This is a genomic window from Pseudomonas sp. 25 R 14 (genome assembly GCF_900004755.1).
Lineage (GTDB): Bacteria > Pseudomonadota > Gammaproteobacteria > Pseudomonadales > Pseudomonadaceae > Aquipseudomonas > Aquipseudomonas brenneri.
On sequence record NZ_CVTS01000041.1, the window covers coordinates 11,903 to 33,510 of the forward strand.

Genomic DNA, 21,608 nt, shown 5'->3' on the forward strand with positions numbered 1-21,608 from the left:
GAACCATAATCAAAGGTGTTGCAATCGCATTTTCTTGACCCCTAGGTCAGAAAATCATTGACCGAAAAGTCAGACATGACTAGATTCGGCGCAAAGCGGTTAACAACAATAATGAGTCTGCGAGGCCTTCCGTGATCCAGTTTTTACTTAACCAGGAACTCCGTAGCGAGCATGCCCTGGACCCGAACCTGACTGTGCTCAACTACCTGCGTGAGCACCTGGGCAAATCCGGTACCAAGGAAGGCTGCGCCAGCGGTGACTGTGGCGCCTGCACCGTGGTGGTCGGCGAACTGCATAGTGACGAACAGGGCGCCGAGCAGATTCGCTATCGCAGCCTCAATTCGTGCCTGACCTTTGTCTCGTCCCTGCACGGCAAGCAACTGATCACTGTCGAAGACCTCAAGCACCAGGGTCAACTGCACAGCGTGCAACAGGCCATGGTCGAGTGCCATGGCTCGCAGTGTGGTTTCTGCACGCCTGGTTTTGTGATGTCGCTGTTCGCCCTGCAAAAGAACAGCGACGCCCCGGACAGTGCCAAGGCCCACGAAGCCCTGGCCGGCAACCTGTGCCGCTGTACCGGCTACCGCCCGATCCTGGCCGCCGCCGAACAAGCCTGCTGCAACAAACCCCAGGACCAGTTCGACAGCCGCGAAGCGCAGACCATCGCCCGCCTCAAGGCCATCGCACCGACCCAGACCGGCGAGCTGAACAGCGGCGACAAACGCTGCCTGGTGCCCCTGACCGTCGCCGACCTGGCCGACCTCTACGACGCCTACCCTCAAGCCCGGCTGCTGGCCGGCGGCACCGACCTGGCGCTGGAAGTCACCCAGTTCCACCGGGTGCTGCCGGTGATGATCTACGTCGGTAACATTGAGGCCATGAAACGCATCGAGACCTTTGACGATCGCCTGGAAATCGGCGCCGCTACCGCCCTCTCCGACTGCTACGGCGCACTGCACCACGAATACCCGGACTTCGGCGACCTGCTGCACCGCTTCGCCTCCTTGCAAATCCGCAACCAGGGCACCCTCGGCGGCAACATCGGCAACGCCTCGCCGATCGGTGACTCGCCGCCGCTGCTGATCGCCCTCGGCGCGCAGATCGTGCTGTGCAAGGGCAACGTGCGCCGTACCCTGGCCCTGGAAGACTATTTCATCGACTACCGCGTCACCGCCCGCCAGGACAGCGAGTTCATCGAGAAAATCATCGTGCCCAAGGGCCACGCGCTGTTTCGCGCCTACAAGGTTTCCAAACGCCTGGACGATGACATTTCTGCGGTGTGCGCAGCCTTCAACCTGAAGATCGACAACGGGGTGATCAGCGATGCCCGTGTCGCCTTCGGCGGTATGGCGGCCACGCCCAAACGTGCGAAACACTGTGAAACGGTACTGATCGGCGCCACCTGGAACGCCGCCACCGTGGAGAACGCCTGCGCCGCCCTGGCCGAGGACTTCACCCCGCTGTCGGACTTCCGGGCGAGCAAGGAATACCGCCTGCTCAGCGCACAGAACCTGCTACGCAAATACTTCATCGAACTGCAAACGCCACACATCGAGACTCGGGTGACCGCTTATGTCTAACCATCACGCCGTGGTAAAAACCCAAGCCGAAATGGCCGAACTGTTTGCCCAGGACCTTACGAGCGGAGTCGGGCGCAGCGTCAAGCACGACAGCGCCGCCAAACACGTGTCGGGCGAAGCGCAATACATCGATGACCGCCTGGAATTCCCCAATCAGCTACACCTGTATGCGCGCATGTCCGACCGCGCCCACGCCAAAATCCTCAGTATCGACACCGCGCCCTGCTACGCCTTCGAGGGTGTGCGCATCGTCATCACCCACGAAGACGTGCCGGGCCTGAAAGACATCGGCCCGCTGATGCCCGGCGACCCGTTGCTGGCCATCGACACCGTGCAGTTCGTCGGCCAGGTGGTGCTGGCCGTGGCCGCCCGCGACCTGGAAACCGCGCGCAAGGCCGCCATGGCGGCGGTGATCGAATACGAAGACCTGGAACCGGTGCTGGATGTGGTCGAGGCCTTTCGCAAAAAACATTTCGTACTGGACAGCCACACCCACCAGCGCGGTGATTCGGCAGGCGCCCTGGCGAGCGCGAAAAACCGTATCCAGGGCACCCTGCATATCGGCGGCCAGGAACACTTCTACCTGGAAACCCAGATCTCTTCGGTGATGCCCACCGAAGACGGCGGCATGATCGTCTACTGCTCCACCCAGAACCCCACCGAAGTGCAGAAGCTGGTGGCCGAAGTGCTGGACGTGTCGATGAACAAGATCGTCGTTGATATGCGCCGCATGGGCGGTGGGTTTGGCGGCAAGGAAACCCAGGCCGCCAGCCCTGCATGCCTGTGTGCGGTGGTGGCGCGCCTGACCGGCCAGCCGACCAAGATGCGCCTGCCGCGCGTCGAAGACATGCTGATGACCGGCAAGCGCCACCCCTTCTATATCGAATACGACGTGGGCTTCGACGACAGCGGGCGTCTGCATGGGATCAATCTGGACCTGGCAGGTAACTGCGGCTGTTCGCCGGACCTGTCCAACTCGATTGTCGACCGTGCGATGTTCCACTCCGACAACTCGTATTACCTGGGCGATGCCACGGTCAATGGCCATCGCTGCAAGACCAACACCGCGTCCAACACCGCGTACCGTGGCTTCGGTGGCCCGCAAGGCATGGTGGCCATCGAGGAAGTGATGGACGCCATCGCCCGCCATCTGGCGCTGGACCCACTGGCCGTGCGCAAGGCCAACTACTACGGCAAGACCGAACGCAACGTCACCCATTACTACCAGACCGTCGAGCACAACATGCTCGAAGAAATGACTGCCGAACTGGAAGCCAGCAGCCAATACGCCGAGCGCCGCGAAGCCATTCGCCGCTATAACGCCAACAGCCCGATCCTGAAAAAAGGCCTGGCGCTGACCCCGGTCAAGTTCGGCATTTCGTTTACCGCCAGCTTCCTCAACCAGGCCGGCGCCTTGATCCATATCTACACCGACGGCAGCATCCACTTGAACCACGGCGGCACCGAAATGGGCCAGGGTTTGAACATCAAGGTCGCGCAAGTGGTGGCCGAGATCTTCCAGGTGGAAATCGACCGGGTGCAGATCACCGCGACCAACACCGACAAGGTGCCCAACACCTCGCCGACCGCCGCATCCAGCGGCGCCGACCTCAACGGCAAGGCCGCGCAGAATGCCGCCGAGACCATCAAGCAGCGCCTGGTGGAATTTGCCGCGCGCAAGTACGACGTCAGCGAGGCGGATGTTGAGTTCCACAACGGCCATGTGCGGGTGCGTGAGCAGATCCTGACCTTTGAGGAACTGATCCAGCAGGCGTATTTCGCCCAGGTCTCGCTGTCGAGCACCGGGTTCTACAAAACCCCGAAAATCTTCTATGACCGCAGCCAGGCACGAGGGCGGCCGTTCTACTACTTCGCCTTCGGCGCGGCCTGCTGCGAAGTGATCGTCGATACCCTGACCGGTGAATACAAGATGCTGCGCACCGACATCCTCCATGATGTGGGCGCCTCGCTGAACCCGGCCATCGATATCGGCCAGGTCGAGGGCGGTTTTATCCAGGGCATGGGCTGGCTGACCATGGAAGAGCTGGTGTGGAACAACAAGGGCAAGCTGATGACCAACGGCCCGGCCAGCTACAAGATCCCGGCGGTGGCGGACATGCCGCTGGATTTGCGGGTGAAGCTGGTGGAAAACCGCAAGAACCCGGAGGACACGGTGTTCCACTCCAAGGCCGTGGGCGAGCCGCCGTTCATGCTCGGGATTGCCTCGTGGTGCGCGATCAAGGATGCGGTGGCGAGCCTGGGTGACTATCGCCATCAACCGAAGATCGATGCGCCGGCCACGCCGGAGCGGGTGTTGTGGGGGTGCGAGCAGATGCGCCAGTTGCAGGCGGCGAAGGCGGTTGAGGCACAGGCCGAGATGGCTTCGCTCTAGACCGAGGTGCTGCCTTCGCGAGCAAGCCCGCTCCCACATTTGGAATGCATTCCCCTGTGGGAGCGGGCTTGCTCGCGAAGACGGCCGAACTGACAACAGAAATGTTGAGGTAGACATGAACAACTGGATCAGCGCCCTCGCCAACCTGCAAACCCAGGGCGAACCCTGCGTGCTGGTGACCATCATCGAAGAGCTCGGCTCCACGCCGCGCAACTCAGGCTCCAAGATGGTGGTCAGCGCCAGTCACACCTTCGACACCATCGGCGGCGGCCACCTGGAATACAAGGCGATGCAGATCGCCCGCGACATGCTCGTGCGTGGCCAGCACAACACCCACCTGGAGCGCTTCAGCCTGGGGGCCAGCCTCGGCCAATGCTGTGGCGGCGTGACCGTGCTGCTGTTCGAGCCCATGGGCCAGGTGCAGGCACAGATTGCCGTATTCGGCGCCGGCCATGTCGGTCGCGCGCTGGTGCCGCTGCTGGCGAGCCTGCCGTGCCGGGTGCGCTGGATTGACTCGCGGGAACAGGAATTCCCGGAGCATATCCCCCCGGGCGTGCGTAAAATCGTCAGCGAAGAGCCGGTGGATGAAATTGCCGACCTGCCCGCCGGCAGTTATTGCATCGTCATGACCCACAATCATCAGCTCGACCTGGAACTGACCGCCGCCCTGCTCAAGCGCAATGATTTTGCCTACTTCGGCCTGATCGGCTCGCAGACCAAGCGCGTCAAGTTTGAACACCGCCTGCGCGAGCGCGGCTTCGAGGCCGCACAGTTGCAACGCATGCGCTGCCCCATGGGCCTCACCGAGGTGAAGGGCAAATTGCCGGTGGAAATCGCCATCTCCATCGCCGGCGAGATCATCGCCACCTATAACGCCAACTTCGGCCAGCACACCGCGAGTGCCGAACCCATTGCCAAACTGCTGCCGGCTTCGCGCCGCAGCCAAGCTATCAATTGAGACGACCATGCCTTTGACTCGCAAAGCCTACCGTGCTGCCATCCTGCACAGCCTCGCCGACCCCGCCATCGTAGGGATCGAAGCCTCGTATGAGTATTTCGAAGATGGCCTGCTGGTGATCGACAACGGCCAGATCAGTGCCCTGGGGCATGCCAGCGACCTGCTGCCGACGCTGGACGCCGATATCGAAATCACCCATTACCAGGATGCGCTGATCACCCCCGGCCTGATCGACACCCATATCCACCTGCCGCAAACCGGCATGGTTGGTGCCTACGGCGAACAACTGCTGGATTGGCTGAACACCTATACCTTCCCTTGCGAAAGCCAGTTCGCCGACAAGGCCCACGCCGAAGAAGTCGCGGATATCTTTATCAAGGAACTGCTGCGCAACGGCACCACCACCGCCCTGGTGTTCGGCAGCGTGCATCCGCAATCGGTAAATTCATTCTTTGAAGCGGCCGAGAAGCTCGACCTGCGCATGATCGCCGGCAAGGTGATGATGGACCGCAATGCGCCGGGCTACCTGACCGACACCGCCGAATCCGGCTACCAGGAAAGCAAGGCGCTGATCGAGCGCTGGCACGGCAAGGGCCGTTTGCACTATGCAGTGACGCCGCGCTTCGCGCCTACCAGCACACCTGAACAGTTGACCCTCGCCGGGCAGTTGCTGGGGGAATATCCAGACCTGTACATGCAGACCCACATCAGTGAAAACCTGCAGGAAGTGCAATGGGTCAAGGAACTGTTCCCGGAGCGCAGTGGCTACCTGGACGTGTACGACCACTACAAGCTGCTGGGGGAGCGTTCGGTATTCGCCCATGGCGTACACCTGTGCGACGACGAGTGCGCGCGGCTGGCCGAAGCCGGTTCGGCGGTGGCGTTCTGCCCGACATCGAACTTCTTCCTCGGCAGCGGTTTGTTCAACCTGCCGATGGCCGAGAAGCACCAGCTCAATGTAGGCCTGGGCACGGACGTGGGGGGCGGCACCAGCTTCTCGCTGCTACAGACGCTGAACGAAGCCTACAAGGTCATGCAATTGCAGGGCGCACGCCTGAGCCCGTTCAAATCGCTGTACCTGGCGACCCTGGGCGGTGCAAAAGCGCTGCGCCTGGAAGACAAGATCGGCACCCTGCAGCCGGGCACCGATGCGGACTTTTTGGTACTGGACTACAACGCCACGCCGCTGCTCAGCTATCGCTTGAAGCAGGCCAATAACATTGCCGAGACGTTGTTTGTGTTGATGACGCTGGGGGATGATCGGGCAGTGATGCAAACCTATGCAGCGGGCAATCTGGTACACCAGCGCTGATCCAGAGAACACCACAAAACCCTGTAGGAGCTGGCTTGCCAGCTCCTACAGTTTGATCGGGTTTACAGCTTGATCGACGAGCGACTCGGCTTCTTGGTCTGCAGCAAATGCGAGAACACCGCATGCAAATCATCCGACGCACTTTCCTCATCGAGGTTGAGCTTGCTGTCGATGTGATCCATGTGATGCATCATCAGGTCCACCGCCAGCACCGCATCCCGAGCTTCGATCGCGTCGATCAACTGGGTGTGCTCATCGTAGGAACAGTGTGAGCGGTTGCCGCTTTCATACTGGGCGATGATCAGCGAGGTCTGGGACACCAGGCTGCGCTGGAAGCTGATCAGCGGTGCATTCTTCGCCGCCTCGGCCAGCTTGAGGTGGAACTCGCCAGAAAGCCGGATGCCGGCCCCACGATCACCGCGTGAGAAGCTGTCGCGCTCATCATTGACCATCTGACGCAGCGCGGCCAATTCTTCGGCCGTGGCATGTTGCACCGCCAATTCGGTGATGGCCCGCTCTACCAGGCGCCGCGCCATGAACACTTGGCGGGCCTCCTCGACACTCGGGCTGGCTACCACGGCGCCACGATTGGGGCGCAGCAACACCACACCTTCATGGGCCAGCCGCGAGAGTGCACGGCGAATGATAGTGCGGCTGACGCCAAAGATTTCGCCCAGTGCCTCTTCACTCAATTTGGTGCCGGGCGCCAGGCGTTGTTCGAGGATGGCCTCGAAGATATGCGCGTAGACGATATCGTCCTGGGTTCCACTGCGACCGGCCTTACCGGCTCGCGGCTGTTTCTTGAGGGGCTGCAACTGTTCGTTCATGGGCACTCGGGTCGGGAGAACGGCGGCGAATTGACGTTGACTGTAATACGGCACAGAGGGTCGCTGGCAAGTATCGCGTAAAAACAGCGCACATTGTACACAACCCGTTGCGCCAACACACTGTACGGCTGTTTGCGTAGCCGGCTGTATTGCAACAGTCAGTTACGTTTGAGTTTAGGCTTGATTCCACGATTTCCCACAATCATCAATCACCCCCCCTGTAGGAGCGAGCTTGCTCGCGAAGAACCCGAGAGCGCCGCGTTCCTCCAGAATGCCCGTGTCATCGTTGACGGTCTTCGCCGGCAAGCCGGCTCCTACAGGGTGCCGGGTACAAGGAAGACTTTTCCATGACCGACGCGACCCAGGCGCCCCTGCGCCCTTTGGCCGATACTTCGCCTTCGGCCATCGTTGCCGGCTTCATCGCCATGATGACCGGCTACACCAGCTCCCTGGTGCTGATGTTCCAGGCCGGCCAGGCTGCCGGCCTCACCAGCGCACAGATTTCCTCGTGGATCTGGGCGATCTCCATCGGCATGGCGGTGTGCAGCATCGGCCTGTCCCTGCGTTACCGCACGCCGATCACCATCGCCTGGTCGACCCCAGGCGCAGCACTGTTGATCACCAGCCTGGGCGGGGTCAGCTATGGCGAAGCCATCGGCGCCTACATCACCTGCGCGGTGCTGGTGACGATCTGCGGCCTCACCGGCAGCTTTGAAAAGCTGGTGAAGAAGATCCCCGCCTCGCTTGCCGCCGCGCTGCTGGCCGGGATTCTGTTCAAGATCGGCAGCGAGATTTTCGTCGCCGCGCAGCACCGCACTGCCCTGGTGCTGGGCATGTTCTTCACCTATCTGATCATCAAGCGCCTGTCGCCCCGTTATGCGGTGCTGGCCGCCCTGCTGATCGGCACCGCCTTGTCCGGGCTGATGGGGCTGCTGGATTTCAGCGGGTTCAGCCTGGAAGTGGCGACGCCGGTATGGACCACCCCACACTTTTCCCTGGCCGCGACCATCAGCATCGGCATCCCGCTGTTTGTGGTGGCGATGACCTCGCAGAACATGCCAGGGGTCGCGGTATTGCGCGCCGACGGCTACAACGTGCCGGCCTCGCCGCTGATCACCACCACGGGCCTGGCCTCGCTGGTGCTGGCCCCGTTCGGCTCCCACGGTATCAACCTGGCCGCGATCAGCGCCGCTATCTGCACCGGGTCGCATGCCCATGAGGACCGCAACAAGCGCTATACCGCGGCGGTCTGGTGCGGGATTTTCTACGGGTTTGCCGGAGTGTTTGGCGCCACGTTGGCGGCCTTGTTCGCAGCGCTGCCCAAGGAGCTGGTGCTGTCGATCGCCGCATTGGCGTTGTTTGGCTCGATCATCAATGGCCTGAGCATTGCCATGAATGAGCCCAAGGAACGGGAAGCCGCGCTGGTCACCTTTATGGTCACGGCGTCGGGGTTGACGCTGTTTTCCATCGGTTCGGCATTCTGGGGGATTGTCGCGGGGGTGTTGACGCTGGTGATTCTGAACTGGCGCAAGGCCTGATAATTACCCTGAAACGAAAAAGCGACCCGGGCGGGTCGCTTTTTCATGACATCAGACAGCCGGGTTGATCGGCTTTTCTGGGTGCCAGGCGTCCAGCAGTTCGCTGACTTCAACGCGGGTCAGCTCTGGGCGAGCCTTGAGCCACGCTTCAACAGCTGCACGCTGCTCAGCGGTAACCGAACCACGGGTGGCTTTGCAAACCAGACCGAAGTCGTCGCCGCCCACGTAGTCCAGGCCATTGCCATCCATCGCTTCGGTCAGGAAGGCGTCGAGGAAAGCGTCAACCGCTTCGTCGTCCAAACCTTCTTTGAAATCCAGGTTCAGTTCGAAACCCAGCTCTTGAAATTCATCAACGCACAGTTTTTTGCGCAGACGCCGGGAACGGTTAGTCGCCATTGGAACAATCCTCTTAAGTATTAACGGCCGGCACTCTACCAGTTTAAGGCGGTAATTGCCCGGCTATCCAAGACGGGTGGCATGAACCCGCGAAAAAAACCATCATTTGCAGCTATCGTTGAGGCACAAGTAGCCCCACCTTGGGGCATAATGCCGACACTTTCATGACCACTGGGGGATTTTCTTACATAACCCCCGCCATATTCACCCTCCTCAGCAGTAGGGTCTTACTTCTTATGATCAAATCCTTGCGTCCATTGTTACTCGCCAGTTTCCTTTTGCCCCTGGCGCTCTCCGTCACCGCTGCCCCGATCAATACCACCCTGCCACCTAAAGTCCAGGAAGCCCTGCAGAAAGCCAAACTGCAAAACAATGCGCTGTCCCTGGTAATGATTCCGCTCAATGGGCCCGGCACCGCCACGGTGTTCAACGCCGACGTTTCGGTCAACCCGGCTTCGACCATGAAGCTGGTCACCACCTACGCCGCCCTGGAAATGCTCGGGCCCAACCATCAGTGGAAAACCGAGTTCTACACCGATGGCACTCTCAGCGGCGGTGTCCTGCGGGGCAACCTGTACCTCAAGGGCGGCGGTGACCCCAAGCTGAACATGGAGAAACTCTGGCTGCTGATGCGTGACCTGCGTGCCAATGGCGTACAGCAAGTCACCGGCGACCTGGTGCTTGACCGCGGCTTCTTTATCCAGCCGCAACTGCCAGAGTTCAACGACGACGGCAACGACGCGAACAAGCCATTTCTGGTCAAGCCGGACGCCCTGCTGGTCAACCTCAAGGCCCTGCGCTTCGTGACCCGCAATGATTCAGGAAGGGTGTTGGTCTCGGTCGAACCGCCGATTGCCAGCATCCAGATCGACAATCAGGTCAAAGCCACCAACGCCAAGCAATGCACCGGTGACGTGCGCTACAACCCGGTCACTGCCGCCGATGGCAGCGTCACCGTGACGGTCAGCGGCCAGTTGGGCGACGGCTGCAGCTCGCAGACGTATCTGTCGCTGCTCGACCATGCCACCTACACCGCCGGTGCCGTGCGGGCGATCTGGAAAGAGCTGGGTGGCACTATCCAGGGCCGCGACGTGCTGGCCCCAGTGCCGAAAACCGCCAAGGTCCTGGCCCGGGCGTTCTCCCCGGACCTGGCGGAGATCATCCGCGACATCAACAAATACAGTAACAACACCATGGCCCAGCAACTGTTCCTCAGCCTCGGCGCGCAATACCGCACCGATGCCGACGGCGACGACGCCAGGGCCGCCCAGCGCGTGGTTCGTCAGTGGCTGGCGAAAAAGGGCATTACCGCACCGCACCTGGTGATGGAAAACGGCTCCGGCCTGTCCCGTGCCGAGCGCGTGAGCGCCCGGGAAATGGCGACCATGCTGCAAGCCGCCTGGAGAAGCCCGTATGCCGCAGAGTTCATCAGCTCGATGCCGATTGCCGGCAGTGACGGCACCATGCGCAAGCGCCTGAAAACCACGGCCCTGCGCGGCGAAGCCCACGTCAAGACTGGCACCCTGAACACGGTGCGTGCGATTGCCGGCTTCAGCCGTGACAACAATGGCAATACCTGGGCGGTAGTGGCGATTCTCAACGATCCGAAGCCGTGGGGTGCATCGTCGGTGCTGGACCAGGTGCTGCTGGATCTGTATCGCCAGCCGAAGCTGGCGGCCGCGGCTCCGGGTCTATAGAACGGTTGGCTTACCCACCTTTAAAAACCGCTACGGACTAAATGTGGGAGCGGGCTTGCCCGCTCCCACATTAGGTATGCGGCGCTCACACAGGCAAGCGTTCTGCCTCAACCCGGTCCCGCCCCGCCTGCTTGGCCGCATACACCGCCGAGTCCGCGCGCAGCAACAAGCCATCCACCCCCTCATCAATACGCCAACTGGCCACGCCGAAGCTGGCCGTCACTGTCCCGACATTCTCGATCGGCGTACTGCGCAACACTTCCCACAATTCAACCGCCAGGCTGTAGGCCTGCGCGCCATCGGTGTTCGGGCACAGCACCATGAATTCTTCGCCGCCCAGGCGGCAGAACACATCGCTACGGCGCAAGCGCTGGGCGATTCGCCGGCACAGCTCCTGCAATACCCCATCCCCTACTGCGTGCCCATGCTGGTCATTGATGCGCTTGAAGTGATCGATATCCAGCATGATCACCGCCAATGTGCCCGAGGTACGCCGGACCCGACTCATCTCGGCCTTCAATCGGTCCTGGAAGTAGCGACGATTATGGATACCCGTCAACGAGTCGGTGATGGACAGCGCGCGCAGCTCTTCCTCCACCCGTTTGAGATCGGAGATATCCGACACATATCCATGCCATAACGTACCGCCGCCGGGTAATTCTTCCGGCGTCGCCTCGCCACGGATCCAGCGCAGGCCCCGGCCTGGTAGTTGCACCCGATATTCTTCACGCCATTGGCTCAATTGCAGCGCTGACAAGCGGATGGACGCACGGATGCGTTCAGCGTCCAGGGGATGAATGCGTTCGAAGACTTGCTTGGCATCCTGCTGCAGCAGCCCCGGATCGATTTCATAGATATCGCGAATGCCGTCGCTGGCGTAGATAAACCGCCAGTTATCGTTGGGCTCCAGGGTGAACTGGAAGATCCCGCCCGGCACATGGGCACTGAGTTTTTTCAACAGGCGATCCCGCGCCGCCAGGGCCTCATAGGCGCGCTTCTGCTCGGTGACATCCAGGCAGATCGCCAGGTGCCCGATCCACAGGCCATGATCGTCAAGCAATGCCGTTGCCAGCATATTCACGGTCAACTGGCTGCCATTGTGGCGCACCAACGTCCATTCCCGAGCTTCATGCAGGCTGTCGGAGCCCTCCACCAGCATCGCCTGGCCTGGCATGATGCGTTTACCGAGGACCTGGCTCAACTGCGCGGCCCGGGCCTCCAGCTCGGGTGCCAGGTGCAGGCTTTCGAGGGTCATGTGGCCGAGCACCTGCTCGGCCTGGTAACCCAACATCTGCTCGGCACCTGCATTGAAGGTATTGATCACGCCGCGAAGGTCCGTGGCAATGATCGCCACCTGGGTCGCGGCGTTGAGCACACTGCGCAACTGGGCGTGGGCCCCGCGCAATTCATACTCGCGCTGATGCAATTGCCCCGTGCGCTGCTGCACCAGCCGCACCGCCCGCTGACGCTGGCTGACCAGTACGTAGAGCAAGGCACTGAGCAGCAGACTGAGCAAACTGCCCATGGCCAGGATGCTGGTGACCGAGGAACGATTGGCCTGCTCAAACACCTGGCTGGGGCGCAGGCTCAGGGCGTAGACATGATCGCCCAGGGTCAGCCGGCGGATCGCCTTCAGGCTGCTATCGCCCACCGCATTGTCCGACTCATACAGCACCCGCTGTTGCGTATCTGAGGTATCGACAATCTGCATCACCAGGTTGTCCCGCGAGGGCTTGGGCAAACCGTCGGCCACCAATTGGCGCATGCTGATCACCGCCATGACAAAACCATAGGGTTCGCTGTAGGGCATTTGCGCGGTGGGCGGTCGCGTGACCGGAGCGACCAGCAACACCCCCGTGGCATACGCCGGTTCCACCCCCACCAGCGACATGGGCTGGGACACCGCAATGGCCCCGGAACGGTATGCGCGCTCTATCGTCGAGCGGCGCAGTGGCTGGGAGAGCAGGTCAAACCCCAAGGGTGAGCCGAGCAGGCTCTGGGTCTGGCTGTACAACACCGGCACGTATTCGTCGCGCTCGCCCGCAGGCACAAGGGTCCCGGCTTCGTTCAGCTCGCGAATGGAAAACGCCATGCCACGCTGGAGTGACACCTGTTGCTCGAAAGCCTGGCGCTGATCGTGAAAGATACGTGGCGCCCAGGCGTAGGCACGCGCACGCAACAGCAGCGGTTGGGCGAACCCATCGTAATCTTCGCGGGAAACATTATGGGAGTTGACGAAAAAGCGTCGCAGGCTGCCAAGGCGCTGTTCCTGGTCTTCAAAACGCTCTTCCAGACGAGTGTAGCGCTCATTGACCAGCAACTGGAACCGCTGGCGAACCTGCTGCTGATAAACATCGGCCGTGGTCAGCGCCAGCACGGCGGTGAGTGCCACCCCCACCAGCAAGACCACCAATGCCACCAGCCAAGCCGACGCCTGTTCGCTGATAAATCCCAGTATTTTCGGGCGGACGGCTTGCAACGGCATAGGCAAAACTCGAAACACCAGCGTGCAGGAGCGCCACTTTGGCTAGGTGATTAGTTATAGCCATCGGGTCCAGTTTTGACCAGTGCAAAAAAGCCGCAAGCCCGGAAAAATCCAGGCCTGCAGCATCAAGGTCGATCAGCGTGCGGTGATTTTCCAGGCACGATGGATTTTCGCGTTACGGGCAAAATCCGGATCAATGGTTTTATCGCTGATTTCCTCGACGGCATAGCGCTCGCCCAGGTTGTCTTCCAACTGGAACTTGCGGAAGTTGTTGGAGAAATACAACACCCCGCCTGGCGCCAGACGCGCCATGGCCAAGTCGAGCAGTTGCACGTGATCGCGTTGAACGTCGAACACGCCTTCCATGCGCTTGGAGTTGGAGAAGGTCGGCGGGTCAATGAAGATCAGGTCGAACTCATCACGGCTGGCTTCCAGCCAGACCATCACGTCACCCTGCTCCAGGCGGTTCTTGTCAGAGAAGCCATTGAGCGACAGGTTGCGGCGCGCCCAGTCCAGGTAGGTTTTCGACAAGTCGACGCTGGTGGTGCTGCGCGCACCGCCCTTGGCCGCGTGCACACTGGCGGTGGCGGTGTAGCAATACAGGTTGAGGAAGCGCTTGCCGGCGGCTTCTTTCTGGATGCGCATGCGCATCGGGCGGTGATCGAGGAACAGGCCGGTATCCAGGTAGTCGGTCAGGTTGACCAGCAGCTTCACCCCGCCTTCGCTGACCTCAGTGAACTTGCCCTGGGCGCTCTGGCGCTCGTACTGCTTGGTGCCACTCTGGCGCTCGCGGCGCTTGACCACCACACGGCTCTTGTCGATGTTCAACGCCTGGGGAATCGCGGCCAGGGCATCAAACATGCGCGCCGAGGCTTTTTCCGGGTCGATGGACTTGGGCGCCACGTATTCCTGCACATGCACCCAGTCGTGGTACAGGTCGATAGCCATGGAGTATTCCGGCATATCGGCATCGTACACACGGTAGCAATCGACACCTTCGCGCTTGGCCCACTTGCCCAGCAGCTTGAGATTCTTTTGCAGGCGGTTGGCAAACATCTGCCCGCCTTCGCTCAAGCGCGCCTGTTCGACCACCGGAGCCGGTGCCGGTACAGGTTTGATCGGGTTACCGTTCTTGTTGTACTGACGCTCTTGCGGCTCGGTCGGGGCCTGATCGTAAGCGGCTTGCTCACGTTCGGCCTGACGCTGTTCCGGGGTACGACGCTCGCCAGTGACGAACTGGTCCGGGTTGACCTTGATCAGCAGCAGCTTGCACGGCAAGGCGCCGTTCCAGAACGAATACTGCTTGTGGCTGCGGATGCCCATGCGCTTGCCCAGGTCCGGGGCGCCGGTGAACACCGCCGCCTCCCAGCCCATGCACGCCTGGCGCAGACGCTCGCCGAGGTTCTGGTAGAGGTACAGCAGGCTGGCTTCATCACCCAGGCGCTCGCCGTACGGCGGGTTGCAGATGACCAGGCCTTTCTGGTTCTGGTCCGGGCGCGGTTCGAAGGTGCCGACTTCGCCCTGGTAGATCTTGATCCAGTGGCTCAGGCCGGCGCGCTCGATGTTGTTGCGCGCGGGCTGGATCAAGCGCGGGTCAGCTTCGTAGCCACGGATCCACAGTGGTGGCTTGTTCATGCCGATGGCCGCACGCTCGCTGGCCTCGGTATGCAGTTTTTTCCACAGGGCTGGCACGTGACCGAGCCAGGCGGTGAAGCCCCACTGCTCGCGATTGAGGTTGGGCGCCATGTCGGCGGCAATCATCGCACCCTCCACCAGGAAGGTACCGACGCCGCACATCGGGTCCGTCAGTGCGCCGTTTTCTGCAGCAATGCGCGGCCAGCCGGCACGAATCAGAATCGCCGCCGCGAGGTTTTCCTTCAACGGCGCTGCACCTTGCTGCAGGCGGTAGCCGCGCTGGTGCAGGCTGTGGCCGGACAGGTCGAGGGAGAGGATCGCTTCGCCACGGTCCAGGCGCAGGTGAATGCGCAGGTCGGGGTTGATCTTGTCGATGGACGGGCGTTCGCCGGTCGGGGTGCGCAGCTTGTCGACAATCGCATCCTTGACCTTCAGCGCGCCGAAGTGGGTGTTGTCGATGCCCGAGCCATGGCCGCTGAATTCCACCGCGAGGGTGCCATCCGGGACCATATGGTCTTGCCATTCGATATCCAGCACGCCGTGGTACAGGTCTTCGGCATCCTTCATCGGGAAGCGCTTGAGTACCAATAACACGCGGTTGGCCAGGCGCGACCAGAGGCACAGGCGGTAGGCGGTTTCCATGTCGGCCATGCCGCGCACGGCCGAGGTGTGCTCGCGGGCGTCTTCAAGGCCAAGCCCGACGGCTTCCTCGATCAGCAGGCCTTCGAGGCCCTTGGGGCAGGTGAGGAAGAGTTCGTAACGGTCCGACATGGGCATTCCAGGCTTTTCAGCAATAAATGAACGGGCGACGCATCGCGCGTTCGGTTTTCAATCAAGCGCTTTTCTTGAAGAGCGCTCGCGTGGCACGAATGTGTGCCGTTCCACCCCGGTGTCCAGACCTGTAGGCCTTGATTGCCAGGGCAGAGAGATAATTCGCGCAACAAAAGGAAATATTCCGACCCTTCGTCGAATAATAACCGACTGCAAGCGGCGGGTATTCTCACTAAAGGATTAAACCCATCCTCTTTACAGGGCACATCATAGCTGGCTTTGCCCAATAAATGGGGCGAAAAGCCATCCCAGCTTATGGCTATAGCATCGTTATCGTTACGTGCTTATGACAAAACGATCATTGAATCCATGTGACCTATTGGTTAGAACTCAACACAGGTCAGCGCCGCAACGACGCTGACACATCGGCTCGCCACGCCGGCAGCGAGCCACACCAACGGCAGAAAAACTCTGCCCGGCCTCGGATGAGGTCGAAGGATATCAAGACAGTCAACAAGTGAGGGAAACACCCTATGAGAAGACTTAAGCGTGATCCGTTGGAAAGAGCATTTTTACGCGGATATCAGTATGGCGTTCATGGCAAATCCCGTGAGCTTTGCCCATTTACTCTACCGTCGGTACGCCAGGCCTGGATTAACGGGTGGCGCGAAGGACGCGGCGACAACTGGGACGGTATGACCGGCACTGCGGGGATCCACAGACTCAACGAACTTCACGCCGTCGGCTAATCAGGGCACTTAATTCCGACAACCACCTTGAAGAATGTAACGACTTAACCACGCACGCCCCATCCGGGCGGCGGGCTTCGGCCCAGGGGCTCCTTCGAGGAGCCCTTTTTTATGGGTTCAGGATTTGGGCAAGGCCGCAATGGCGTCCACCGACTGGCGAATCAGCGCCGGCCCCTTGTAGATAAAACCGGAATACAACTGCACCAGGCTTGCACCCGCAGCGATTTTCTCTGCTGCGTGCCGGCCTTCGGTGATCCCGCCCACGGCGATGATCGGCAGACGCCCGGCCAACTCGGCCGCCAGCACCTTGACGATATGGGTACTCTGGTCGCGTACCGGCGCACCGGACAGCCCACCGGCCTCATCACCGTAGGCCAGGCCTTCAACGCCTACACGGCTGAGCGTGGTGTTGGTGGCAATCACCGCATCCATCCCCGAATCCACCAGGGCCTGGGCCACCAGCACGGTTTCTTCGTCGCTCATGTCCGGGGCGATCTTGATCGCCAACGGCACACGCTTGCCATGCCGTACCGCCAGGTCTTCCTGGCGCTGGCGCAGGGCTTCGAGCAGTTGCTTGAGGGAATCGCCAAACTGCAGGCTGCGCAGTCCCGGGGTGTTGGGGGAACTGACGTTGACCGTTACATAGCTGGCATGGGCGTAAACCTTGTCCAGGCAAGTCAGGTAGTCATCCACCGCACGTTCAACCGGGGTATCGAAGTTCTTGCCGATGTTGATCCCCAGGATGCCCTTGTACTTGGCGGCCTGCACCCGTGACAGCAGATGGTCAACGCCCAGGTTGTTGAAGCCCATGCGATTGATGATCGCCTCGGCTTCCGGCAGGCGGAAAATGCGCGGCTTGGGATTGCCCGGCTGCGGACGCGGCGTGACCGTGCCGATCTCGACAAAACCGAACCCCAACTGCGCAAAGCCGTCGATGGCCGCGCCGTTCTTGTCCAGGCCAGCCGCCAGGCCAACCGGGTTGGGGAAATCGAGCCCCATCACCGAGACCGGCATTTTCGCCGGCGCCTTGCACACCAGGCCATTGAGCCCCAGGCGGCCGCCCGCGCCGATCAGGTCCAGGGACAGATCGTGGGAAGTTTCCGGGGAGAGTTTGAACAACAGCTGGCGGGCCAGGGTATACATGGGCGGGCTTGACTCGGATGGCGGCGAAAGGTGGCGGCGATTATAGCCGGGGTGGCGAGTCCGTGCGAGGCGTGACACAACGCCGGTCGATCATCCACTGCCATGGGCCATCAACTCTTCATAACGGCTCCAGATCTTCTGCGCATAACGCAGGCGCAGTGCATCACGCTCGGCCCCTGCCCCGGGCCCGACGTTATAGGCACCTACGGCGGTCCAGTTGTAGCCGAACTGCTTGATGAAGTCGGCCAGGATCGACGCCCCCACTTCCACCGACAGGCACGGCTCATCCAGCAACCGCTGCTCGGTAATCCCCTGCTTGAGCAGGCGCGGCAAATGAATGCTGTTGATTTGCATCAGGCCAATATCACGGGAGCCATTGGTATTGCTGTAGTTCATGGCCTCGGCGCGGTAGCCGGACTCTACGGCAGCAATCGCCTGCAACAGTTGCGGCTCGATATCGTATTGGCGAGCAGCCTCTGCCCAGCAATAAGCCCTGGCCTCACTTGCCACGCCCACGATGAACAGCAGCCCCAGCCAACAGGCCCGCTTCATGCCAGGTCGACATCCACTTCGGCGCCCCATCCACAGGCCGGGCAAAAACGCGGTGGTGTCCCCGCAGTTCGCGCTGCCTGGCCAGGCAGCTCAACCATCCGTACCCTGCCATTGAAGCGATAACCGCGGCCATACACCGTCGCAATCAAGCCCCGGTCACTCTGCAATTGCTTGCGCAACGAGTAGATGCACCGGGTCAGGGATTCTTCGGCGATATCGATATCGGGCCACACCTGCTCCAGCAACCAGTCCTTGGTGACCAGTATGCCGGGCGTGGCCAGCAAGAGGCGCAAGACATGACACTCTTTGGGTGGCAATTGAACATCGCGCCCTTGGGTGGTCAGCCTGCCATCCCCTTGCAACGTCCACTGCCCAAAGACGAGGGACGCCATCATCAAGCCCTCAATTGCAACAACCATTCAAACCTCTATACCTGTCTGCGGACATATCGCACCGCCTGGGAGATGTCGCGACTATAAAAACCCGCAGCCAATTTCACGCTAGGAAAAAGCCCGCTGCTTCGAAGTTTTCCAGGAGTATCGCGTAGGACCTTTCGAAGCCTGTACGACACCAGCCCTTGCGCCTCGCTTTACTGCTCGGCTACCCGTGCAAATGCGCGTCGTACACGCTCGTACTGCTCGGTGCTCAGGGGGACCGAAGCGACGCGCCCCTCGACCACGGCAGGCGCAGGGTTATCCAGCTCAGTCACCAGCGTTTTGATAAGTTTCAACTGCTGTTCACTGCCCTTGATCAACAGGCTGTTGAGCTGCGGGTAGGCTATGACCGCAGCGCCCGCACCGGCCTTGCGCCCAAGCTCGGCAAGCCGCCGCTCGACCATCGTCGCCATGCCGGGCACGGTGATCGTTTGCGCCCCTCTGTCGTACTGATGGTCCGCGACGTCAGCATTAAGCACCTGGACAACACCGACGCCGGGCAACGCCTGCCGGCGCGCTGGACGCTGGCGATCCATGAGCTGGGCCAGGCGCAATACGTGATCGACATAATTGGCAGGCCCGGACACATAAAACAATCGAGGACCGGCCTTGCGAATGGGGTAGCGCGCCTCGTCGAGTCCCGAGCGCCGCATGACTTTGCGCAACCGGTCGACAGTCATGTGCCGCAGGGTTACCCCGGAGCTCTTGGCCTCGCTGGCGTCGTAGAGATGCAGCACCTGGCCGTCGCTGTACCAGATCAGTTCGTGCTGCAACACCACGGTCTCCAGGACCGCTTGCGGGTCGGCAAAATCAAACTGCCCGGTAATACGCTTACCCGCCGCCAGCTTGCTGACCACGATGGGCTGGCCCAGGGGCACCGCGAGCCGGGAGAAGAAGCCCTGCAGGCTCTCGTTCCACACCAGGTAGGACTCGCCCGCCACAGGCAGGGCATTGAGCAGCAACAGCCCGCCAAGCAACCAGCGCTGCAAAAAGGCCCGGCAGGTCGCTGCGGCATATCGGTCAAGGAGCACGCGGGGGATTCCTGAATGGTCTTGCATGAAGGAGCGCCATAGTGAAAGGCCCCCGTAGTGCAATCTTGATGAAATTCTGACCTTCCAGTGCCCACTTGCACACCGTGGCATGTGCCTTGCTTTGCCTTGGCTATGGCGGCCCGTGCCAATGACGGAACGGGCGCAAAGACAAAGGCGTCGTTACCGGCAGGAGGCTTGCAAGCCACCCTACGGAACGACGCCTTTTTCACACAGAAGGTAGGTGTTGATGAGTGATCAGGTCGGCAACAGCCAGGCAACCAATCCCCTGGCCTGGGTCAACGGCAGCGATGCCCCGGAAAAGAGCAGCCTCGACCTGGGCTTCATGGCCCTGAGCGACTGCGCTTCGCTGGTGGTCGCGGCGACACAGGGGTTTGCCCAACCGTACGGCCTGACATTGAACCTCAAGCGCCAGTCATCCTGGGCCGGCCTGCGGGACAAGCTGGTCAGCGGCGAACTGGACGCCGCCCACAGCCTGTACGGCCTGATCTATGCGGTCCACCTGGGCATCGGCGGGGTCGCTGCGACCGACATGGCGGTGCTGATGGGCCTGAACCAGAACGGCCAAGGCATCAACCTGTCCCAGGGCCTGCAACAACAGGGCGTGACCAGTCCTGAGGCACTGGAGCGCAAGGCGCACCAAAGCCGAACAAAACTCACCTTCGCCCAGACGTTTCCTACCGGCACCCACGCCATGTGGTTGTATTACTGGCTGGCCAGCCAGGGCATTCATCCGCTGCGCGATGTCGAAAGTGTGGTGGTCCCACCGCCGCAAATGGTCGCGCACCTGCAAGCCGGGCGGATCGATGGCCTGTGCGTCGGCGAACCCTGGTGTGCCAGCGCGGTGCAGCAGAACCAGGGCTTCACCCTTGCCACCAGCCAGGCGATCTGGCCGGACCACCCGGAAAAAGTCCTGGGCTGCACCCAGGCGTTTGTCGAGCAATACCCCAACACCGCACGCGTGCTGGTGATGGCGGTTCTGGAGGCCAGCCGTTTTATCGACGACAGCATCGAGAACCGCCGCTCCACTGCGCAACTGCTCAGTGCCGGGGACTACCTGGACGCCCCACTCGACTGCATCGAGCCGCGCCTGCTGGGCCTGTATAACGACGGCTTGGGCAATCACTGGCAGGACGCCCACGCACTGCGCTTCCACGCGGGTGGCGAGGTCAATCTGCCTTATCTGTCCGACGGCATGTGGTTCATGACCCAATTTCGCCGCTGGGGCCTGCTGCGTGAAGACCCCGACTACCTTGCCGTTGCTCGCCAGGTGCAACAACTGGATATCTATCGCCAGGCCGCGACAGCCGTGGGCGTCGCCGCCTGGGGCGAGGAAATGCGCAGCAGCCAATTGATCGACGGCAAGGTCTGGGATGGCTCGGACCCGGCCGCCTATGCCCGCAGCTTCCGCCTGCATGCCCTGGCCGACGATGTCGTCCGCCACGCCTTGCGCTGATGGGAGACCGACCCATGTTGCGAATCCTGCTGATCAACGACACCCCGCGCAAAGTCGGGCGCCTCAAGAGCGCGCTGACCGAGGCCGGCTTTGAAGTGATCGACGAGTCCGGCCTGATCATCGACCTGCCGGCGCGCGTCGAAACGGTGCGCCCGGACGTGATTCTGATCGATACCGAGTCACCCGGCCGCGATGTGATGGAGCAAGTGGTGCTGGTCAGCCGCGACCAGCCCCGGCCCATCGTGATGTTTACCGACGAACATGACCCCGGCGTGATGCGCCAGGCGATCAAGTCCGGGGTCAGCGCCTATATCGTCGAAGGCATCCAGGCTCAGCGCCTGCAACCGATCCTCGATGTGGCCATGGCCCGTTTCGAGAGCGACCAGGCCTTGCGCGCGCAGCTCATAGCCCGCGACCAGCAACTGGCAGAACGCAAGCGCATCGAACTGGCCAAGGGCCTATTAATGAAGATGAAAGACTGCAATGAGGAACAGGCCTACACCCTGATGCGCCGCCAGGCCATGAGCCGCCAGCAGAAGCTGATCCAGGTGGCCGAGCAGATTATTGCCATGAGTGAGTTGTTGGGCTGAGATAGCGGTGTCACGGTTGGCGCAAGACTTGCTATGTAAACATC

The 21,608-nt window shown here is 61.3% G+C and carries 17 protein-coding genes; 9 read left to right on the forward strand and 8 right to left on the reverse strand.

Features of this window, described 5'->3' with window-relative positions; all coding sequences use genetic code 11:
* The first annotated feature begins 131 nt into the window (after positions 1 to 131).
* From xdhA to guaD, 4 genes are all read left to right on the forward strand, one after another.
* Positions 132 to 1,580: a xanthine dehydrogenase small subunit gene (gene xdhA / locus BFQ03_RS14320; RefSeq protein ID WP_032863362.1), complete on the forward strand. Its 1,449-nt coding sequence runs from the start codon at positions 132 to 134 to the stop codon at positions 1,578 to 1,580.
* On the forward strand, positions 1,573 to 3,972 hold the full coding sequence (xdhB, locus tag BFQ03_RS14325) for a xanthine dehydrogenase molybdopterin binding subunit (protein ID WP_065943390.1): 2,400 nt from the start codon (positions 1,573 to 1,575) through the stop codon (positions 3,970 to 3,972). The genes xdhA and xdhB overlap by 8 nt, the downstream gene beginning before the upstream one ends.
* 115 nt (positions 3,973 to 4,087) lie before the next feature.
* Positions 4,088 to 4,930 (forward strand): xanthine dehydrogenase accessory protein XdhC, encoded by an 843-nt coding sequence (xdhC, locus tag BFQ03_RS14330; protein WP_065943391.1) that lies wholly within the window; start codon positions 4,088 to 4,090, stop codon positions 4,928 to 4,930.
* Between the two features lie 7 nt (positions 4,931 to 4,937).
* Positions 4,938 to 6,242 (forward strand): guanine deaminase, encoded by a 1,305-nt coding sequence (gene guaD, locus BFQ03_RS14335; protein ID WP_065943392.1) that lies wholly within the window; start codon positions 4,938 to 4,940, stop codon positions 6,240 to 6,242.
* 62 nt (positions 6,243 to 6,304) lie between these two features.
* Here the strand turns inward: guaD and BFQ03_RS14340 are convergent, their stop codons facing one another.
* Complete coding sequence (locus BFQ03_RS14340) at positions 6,305 to 7,069, reverse strand: GntR family transcriptional regulator (protein ID WP_032863366.1); 765 nt, start codon at positions 7,067 to 7,069, stop codon at positions 6,305 to 6,307.
* 347 nt (positions 7,070 to 7,416) lie between these two features.
* Between BFQ03_RS14340 and BFQ03_RS14345 the strand changes: the two genes are divergently transcribed.
* A complete protein-coding gene (locus BFQ03_RS14345) occupies positions 7,417 to 8,607 on the forward strand; it encodes a benzoate/H(+) symporter BenE family transporter (RefSeq protein ID WP_065943393.1) in 1,191 nt (396 codons plus the stop codon).
* A 51-nt stretch (positions 8,608 to 8,658) separates the two neighbouring features.
* On the opposite strand, the gene BFQ03_RS14350 is transcribed toward BFQ03_RS14345, so the two are convergent.
* Positions 8,659 to 9,003 carry a YggL family protein gene (locus tag BFQ03_RS14350; protein WP_032863368.1) on the reverse strand — a complete coding sequence of 115 codons (345 nt, stop codon included), beginning with the start codon at positions 9,001 to 9,003 and terminating at the stop codon, positions 8,659 to 8,661.
* Positions 9,004 to 9,239: 236 nt separating this feature from the next.
* Here BFQ03_RS14350 and dacB point away from each other — a divergent pair, with 236 nt between their 5' ends.
* Positions 9,240 to 10,700 carry a D-alanyl-D-alanine carboxypeptidase/D-alanyl-D-alanine endopeptidase gene (dacB, locus tag BFQ03_RS14355; RefSeq protein WP_032863369.1) on the forward strand — a complete coding sequence of 487 codons (1,461 nt, stop codon included), beginning with the start codon at positions 9,240 to 9,242 and terminating at the stop codon, positions 10,698 to 10,700.
* A gap of 85 nt (positions 10,701 to 10,785) precedes the next feature.
* Here dacB and BFQ03_RS14360 read toward each other — a convergent pair whose 3' ends face one another.
* Together BFQ03_RS14360 and rlmKL are read right to left on the reverse strand one after the other, a co-directional pair.
* Entirely contained in the window at positions 10,786 to 13,185 is a 2,400-nt protein-coding gene (locus BFQ03_RS14360; protein WP_065943394.1) for a sensor domain-containing diguanylate cyclase, read from the reverse strand.
* A gap of 135 nt (positions 13,186 to 13,320) precedes the next feature.
* Positions 13,321 to 15,591, reverse strand: coding sequence for a bifunctional 23S rRNA (guanine(2069)-N(7))-methyltransferase RlmK/23S rRNA (guanine(2445)-N(2))-methyltransferase RlmL (gene rlmKL, locus BFQ03_RS14365; RefSeq protein WP_065943395.1), 2,271 nt, complete (start codon positions 15,589 to 15,591; stop codon positions 13,321 to 13,323).
* Between the two features lie 533 nt (positions 15,592 to 16,124).
* Between rlmKL and BFQ03_RS29065 the strand changes: the two genes are divergently transcribed.
* Positions 16,125 to 16,340, forward strand: a complete 216-nt coding sequence (locus BFQ03_RS29065; protein ID WP_002553055.1) for a ribosome modulation factor — start codon at positions 16,125 to 16,127, stop codon at positions 16,338 to 16,340.
* A gap of 117 nt (positions 16,341 to 16,457) precedes the next feature.
* Here BFQ03_RS29065 and BFQ03_RS14370 read toward each other — a convergent pair whose 3' ends face one another.
* The 4 genes from BFQ03_RS14370 to BFQ03_RS14385 all read right to left on the reverse strand — a co-directional run bounded on the left by BFQ03_RS14370 (position 16,458) and on the right by BFQ03_RS14385 (position 19,500).
* On the reverse strand, positions 16,458 to 17,483 hold the full coding sequence (locus BFQ03_RS14370; RefSeq protein ID WP_032863372.1) for a quinone-dependent dihydroorotate dehydrogenase: 1,026 nt from the start codon (positions 17,481 to 17,483) through the stop codon (positions 16,458 to 16,460).
* Between the two features lie 90 nt (positions 17,484 to 17,573).
* Positions 17,574 to 18,035 carry a transglycosylase SLT domain-containing protein gene (locus tag BFQ03_RS14375; RefSeq protein ID WP_032863373.1) on the reverse strand — a complete coding sequence of 154 codons (462 nt, stop codon included), beginning with the start codon at positions 18,033 to 18,035 and terminating at the stop codon, positions 17,574 to 17,576.
* Positions 18,032 to 18,454: a winged helix-turn-helix domain-containing protein gene (locus BFQ03_RS14380; RefSeq protein WP_032863374.1), complete on the reverse strand. Its 423-nt coding sequence runs from the start codon at positions 18,452 to 18,454 to the stop codon at positions 18,032 to 18,034. Before BFQ03_RS14380 ends, BFQ03_RS14375 begins: the two co-directional genes overlap by 4 nt.
* Before the next feature lie 170 nt (positions 18,455 to 18,624).
* Positions 18,625 to 19,500 carry a secretin N-terminal domain-containing protein gene (locus BFQ03_RS14385; RefSeq protein WP_223232711.1) on the reverse strand — a complete coding sequence of 292 codons (876 nt, stop codon included), beginning with the start codon at positions 19,498 to 19,500 and terminating at the stop codon, positions 18,625 to 18,627.
* 247 nt (positions 19,501 to 19,747) lie between these two features.
* On the opposite strand from BFQ03_RS14385, the gene BFQ03_RS14390 reads away from it, so the two are divergent.
* Both BFQ03_RS14390 and BFQ03_RS14395 read left to right on the forward strand, forming a co-directional pair.
* Entirely contained in the window at positions 19,748 to 20,974 is a 1,227-nt protein-coding gene (locus BFQ03_RS14390; RefSeq protein WP_065943397.1) for a CmpA/NrtA family ABC transporter substrate-binding protein, read from the forward strand.
* 14 nt (positions 20,975 to 20,988) lie between these two features.
* Positions 20,989 to 21,564, forward strand: coding sequence for an ANTAR domain-containing response regulator (locus tag BFQ03_RS14395; RefSeq protein ID WP_032863377.1), 576 nt, complete (start codon positions 20,989 to 20,991; stop codon positions 21,562 to 21,564).
* Positions 21,565 to 21,608 lie beyond the last annotated feature (44 nt).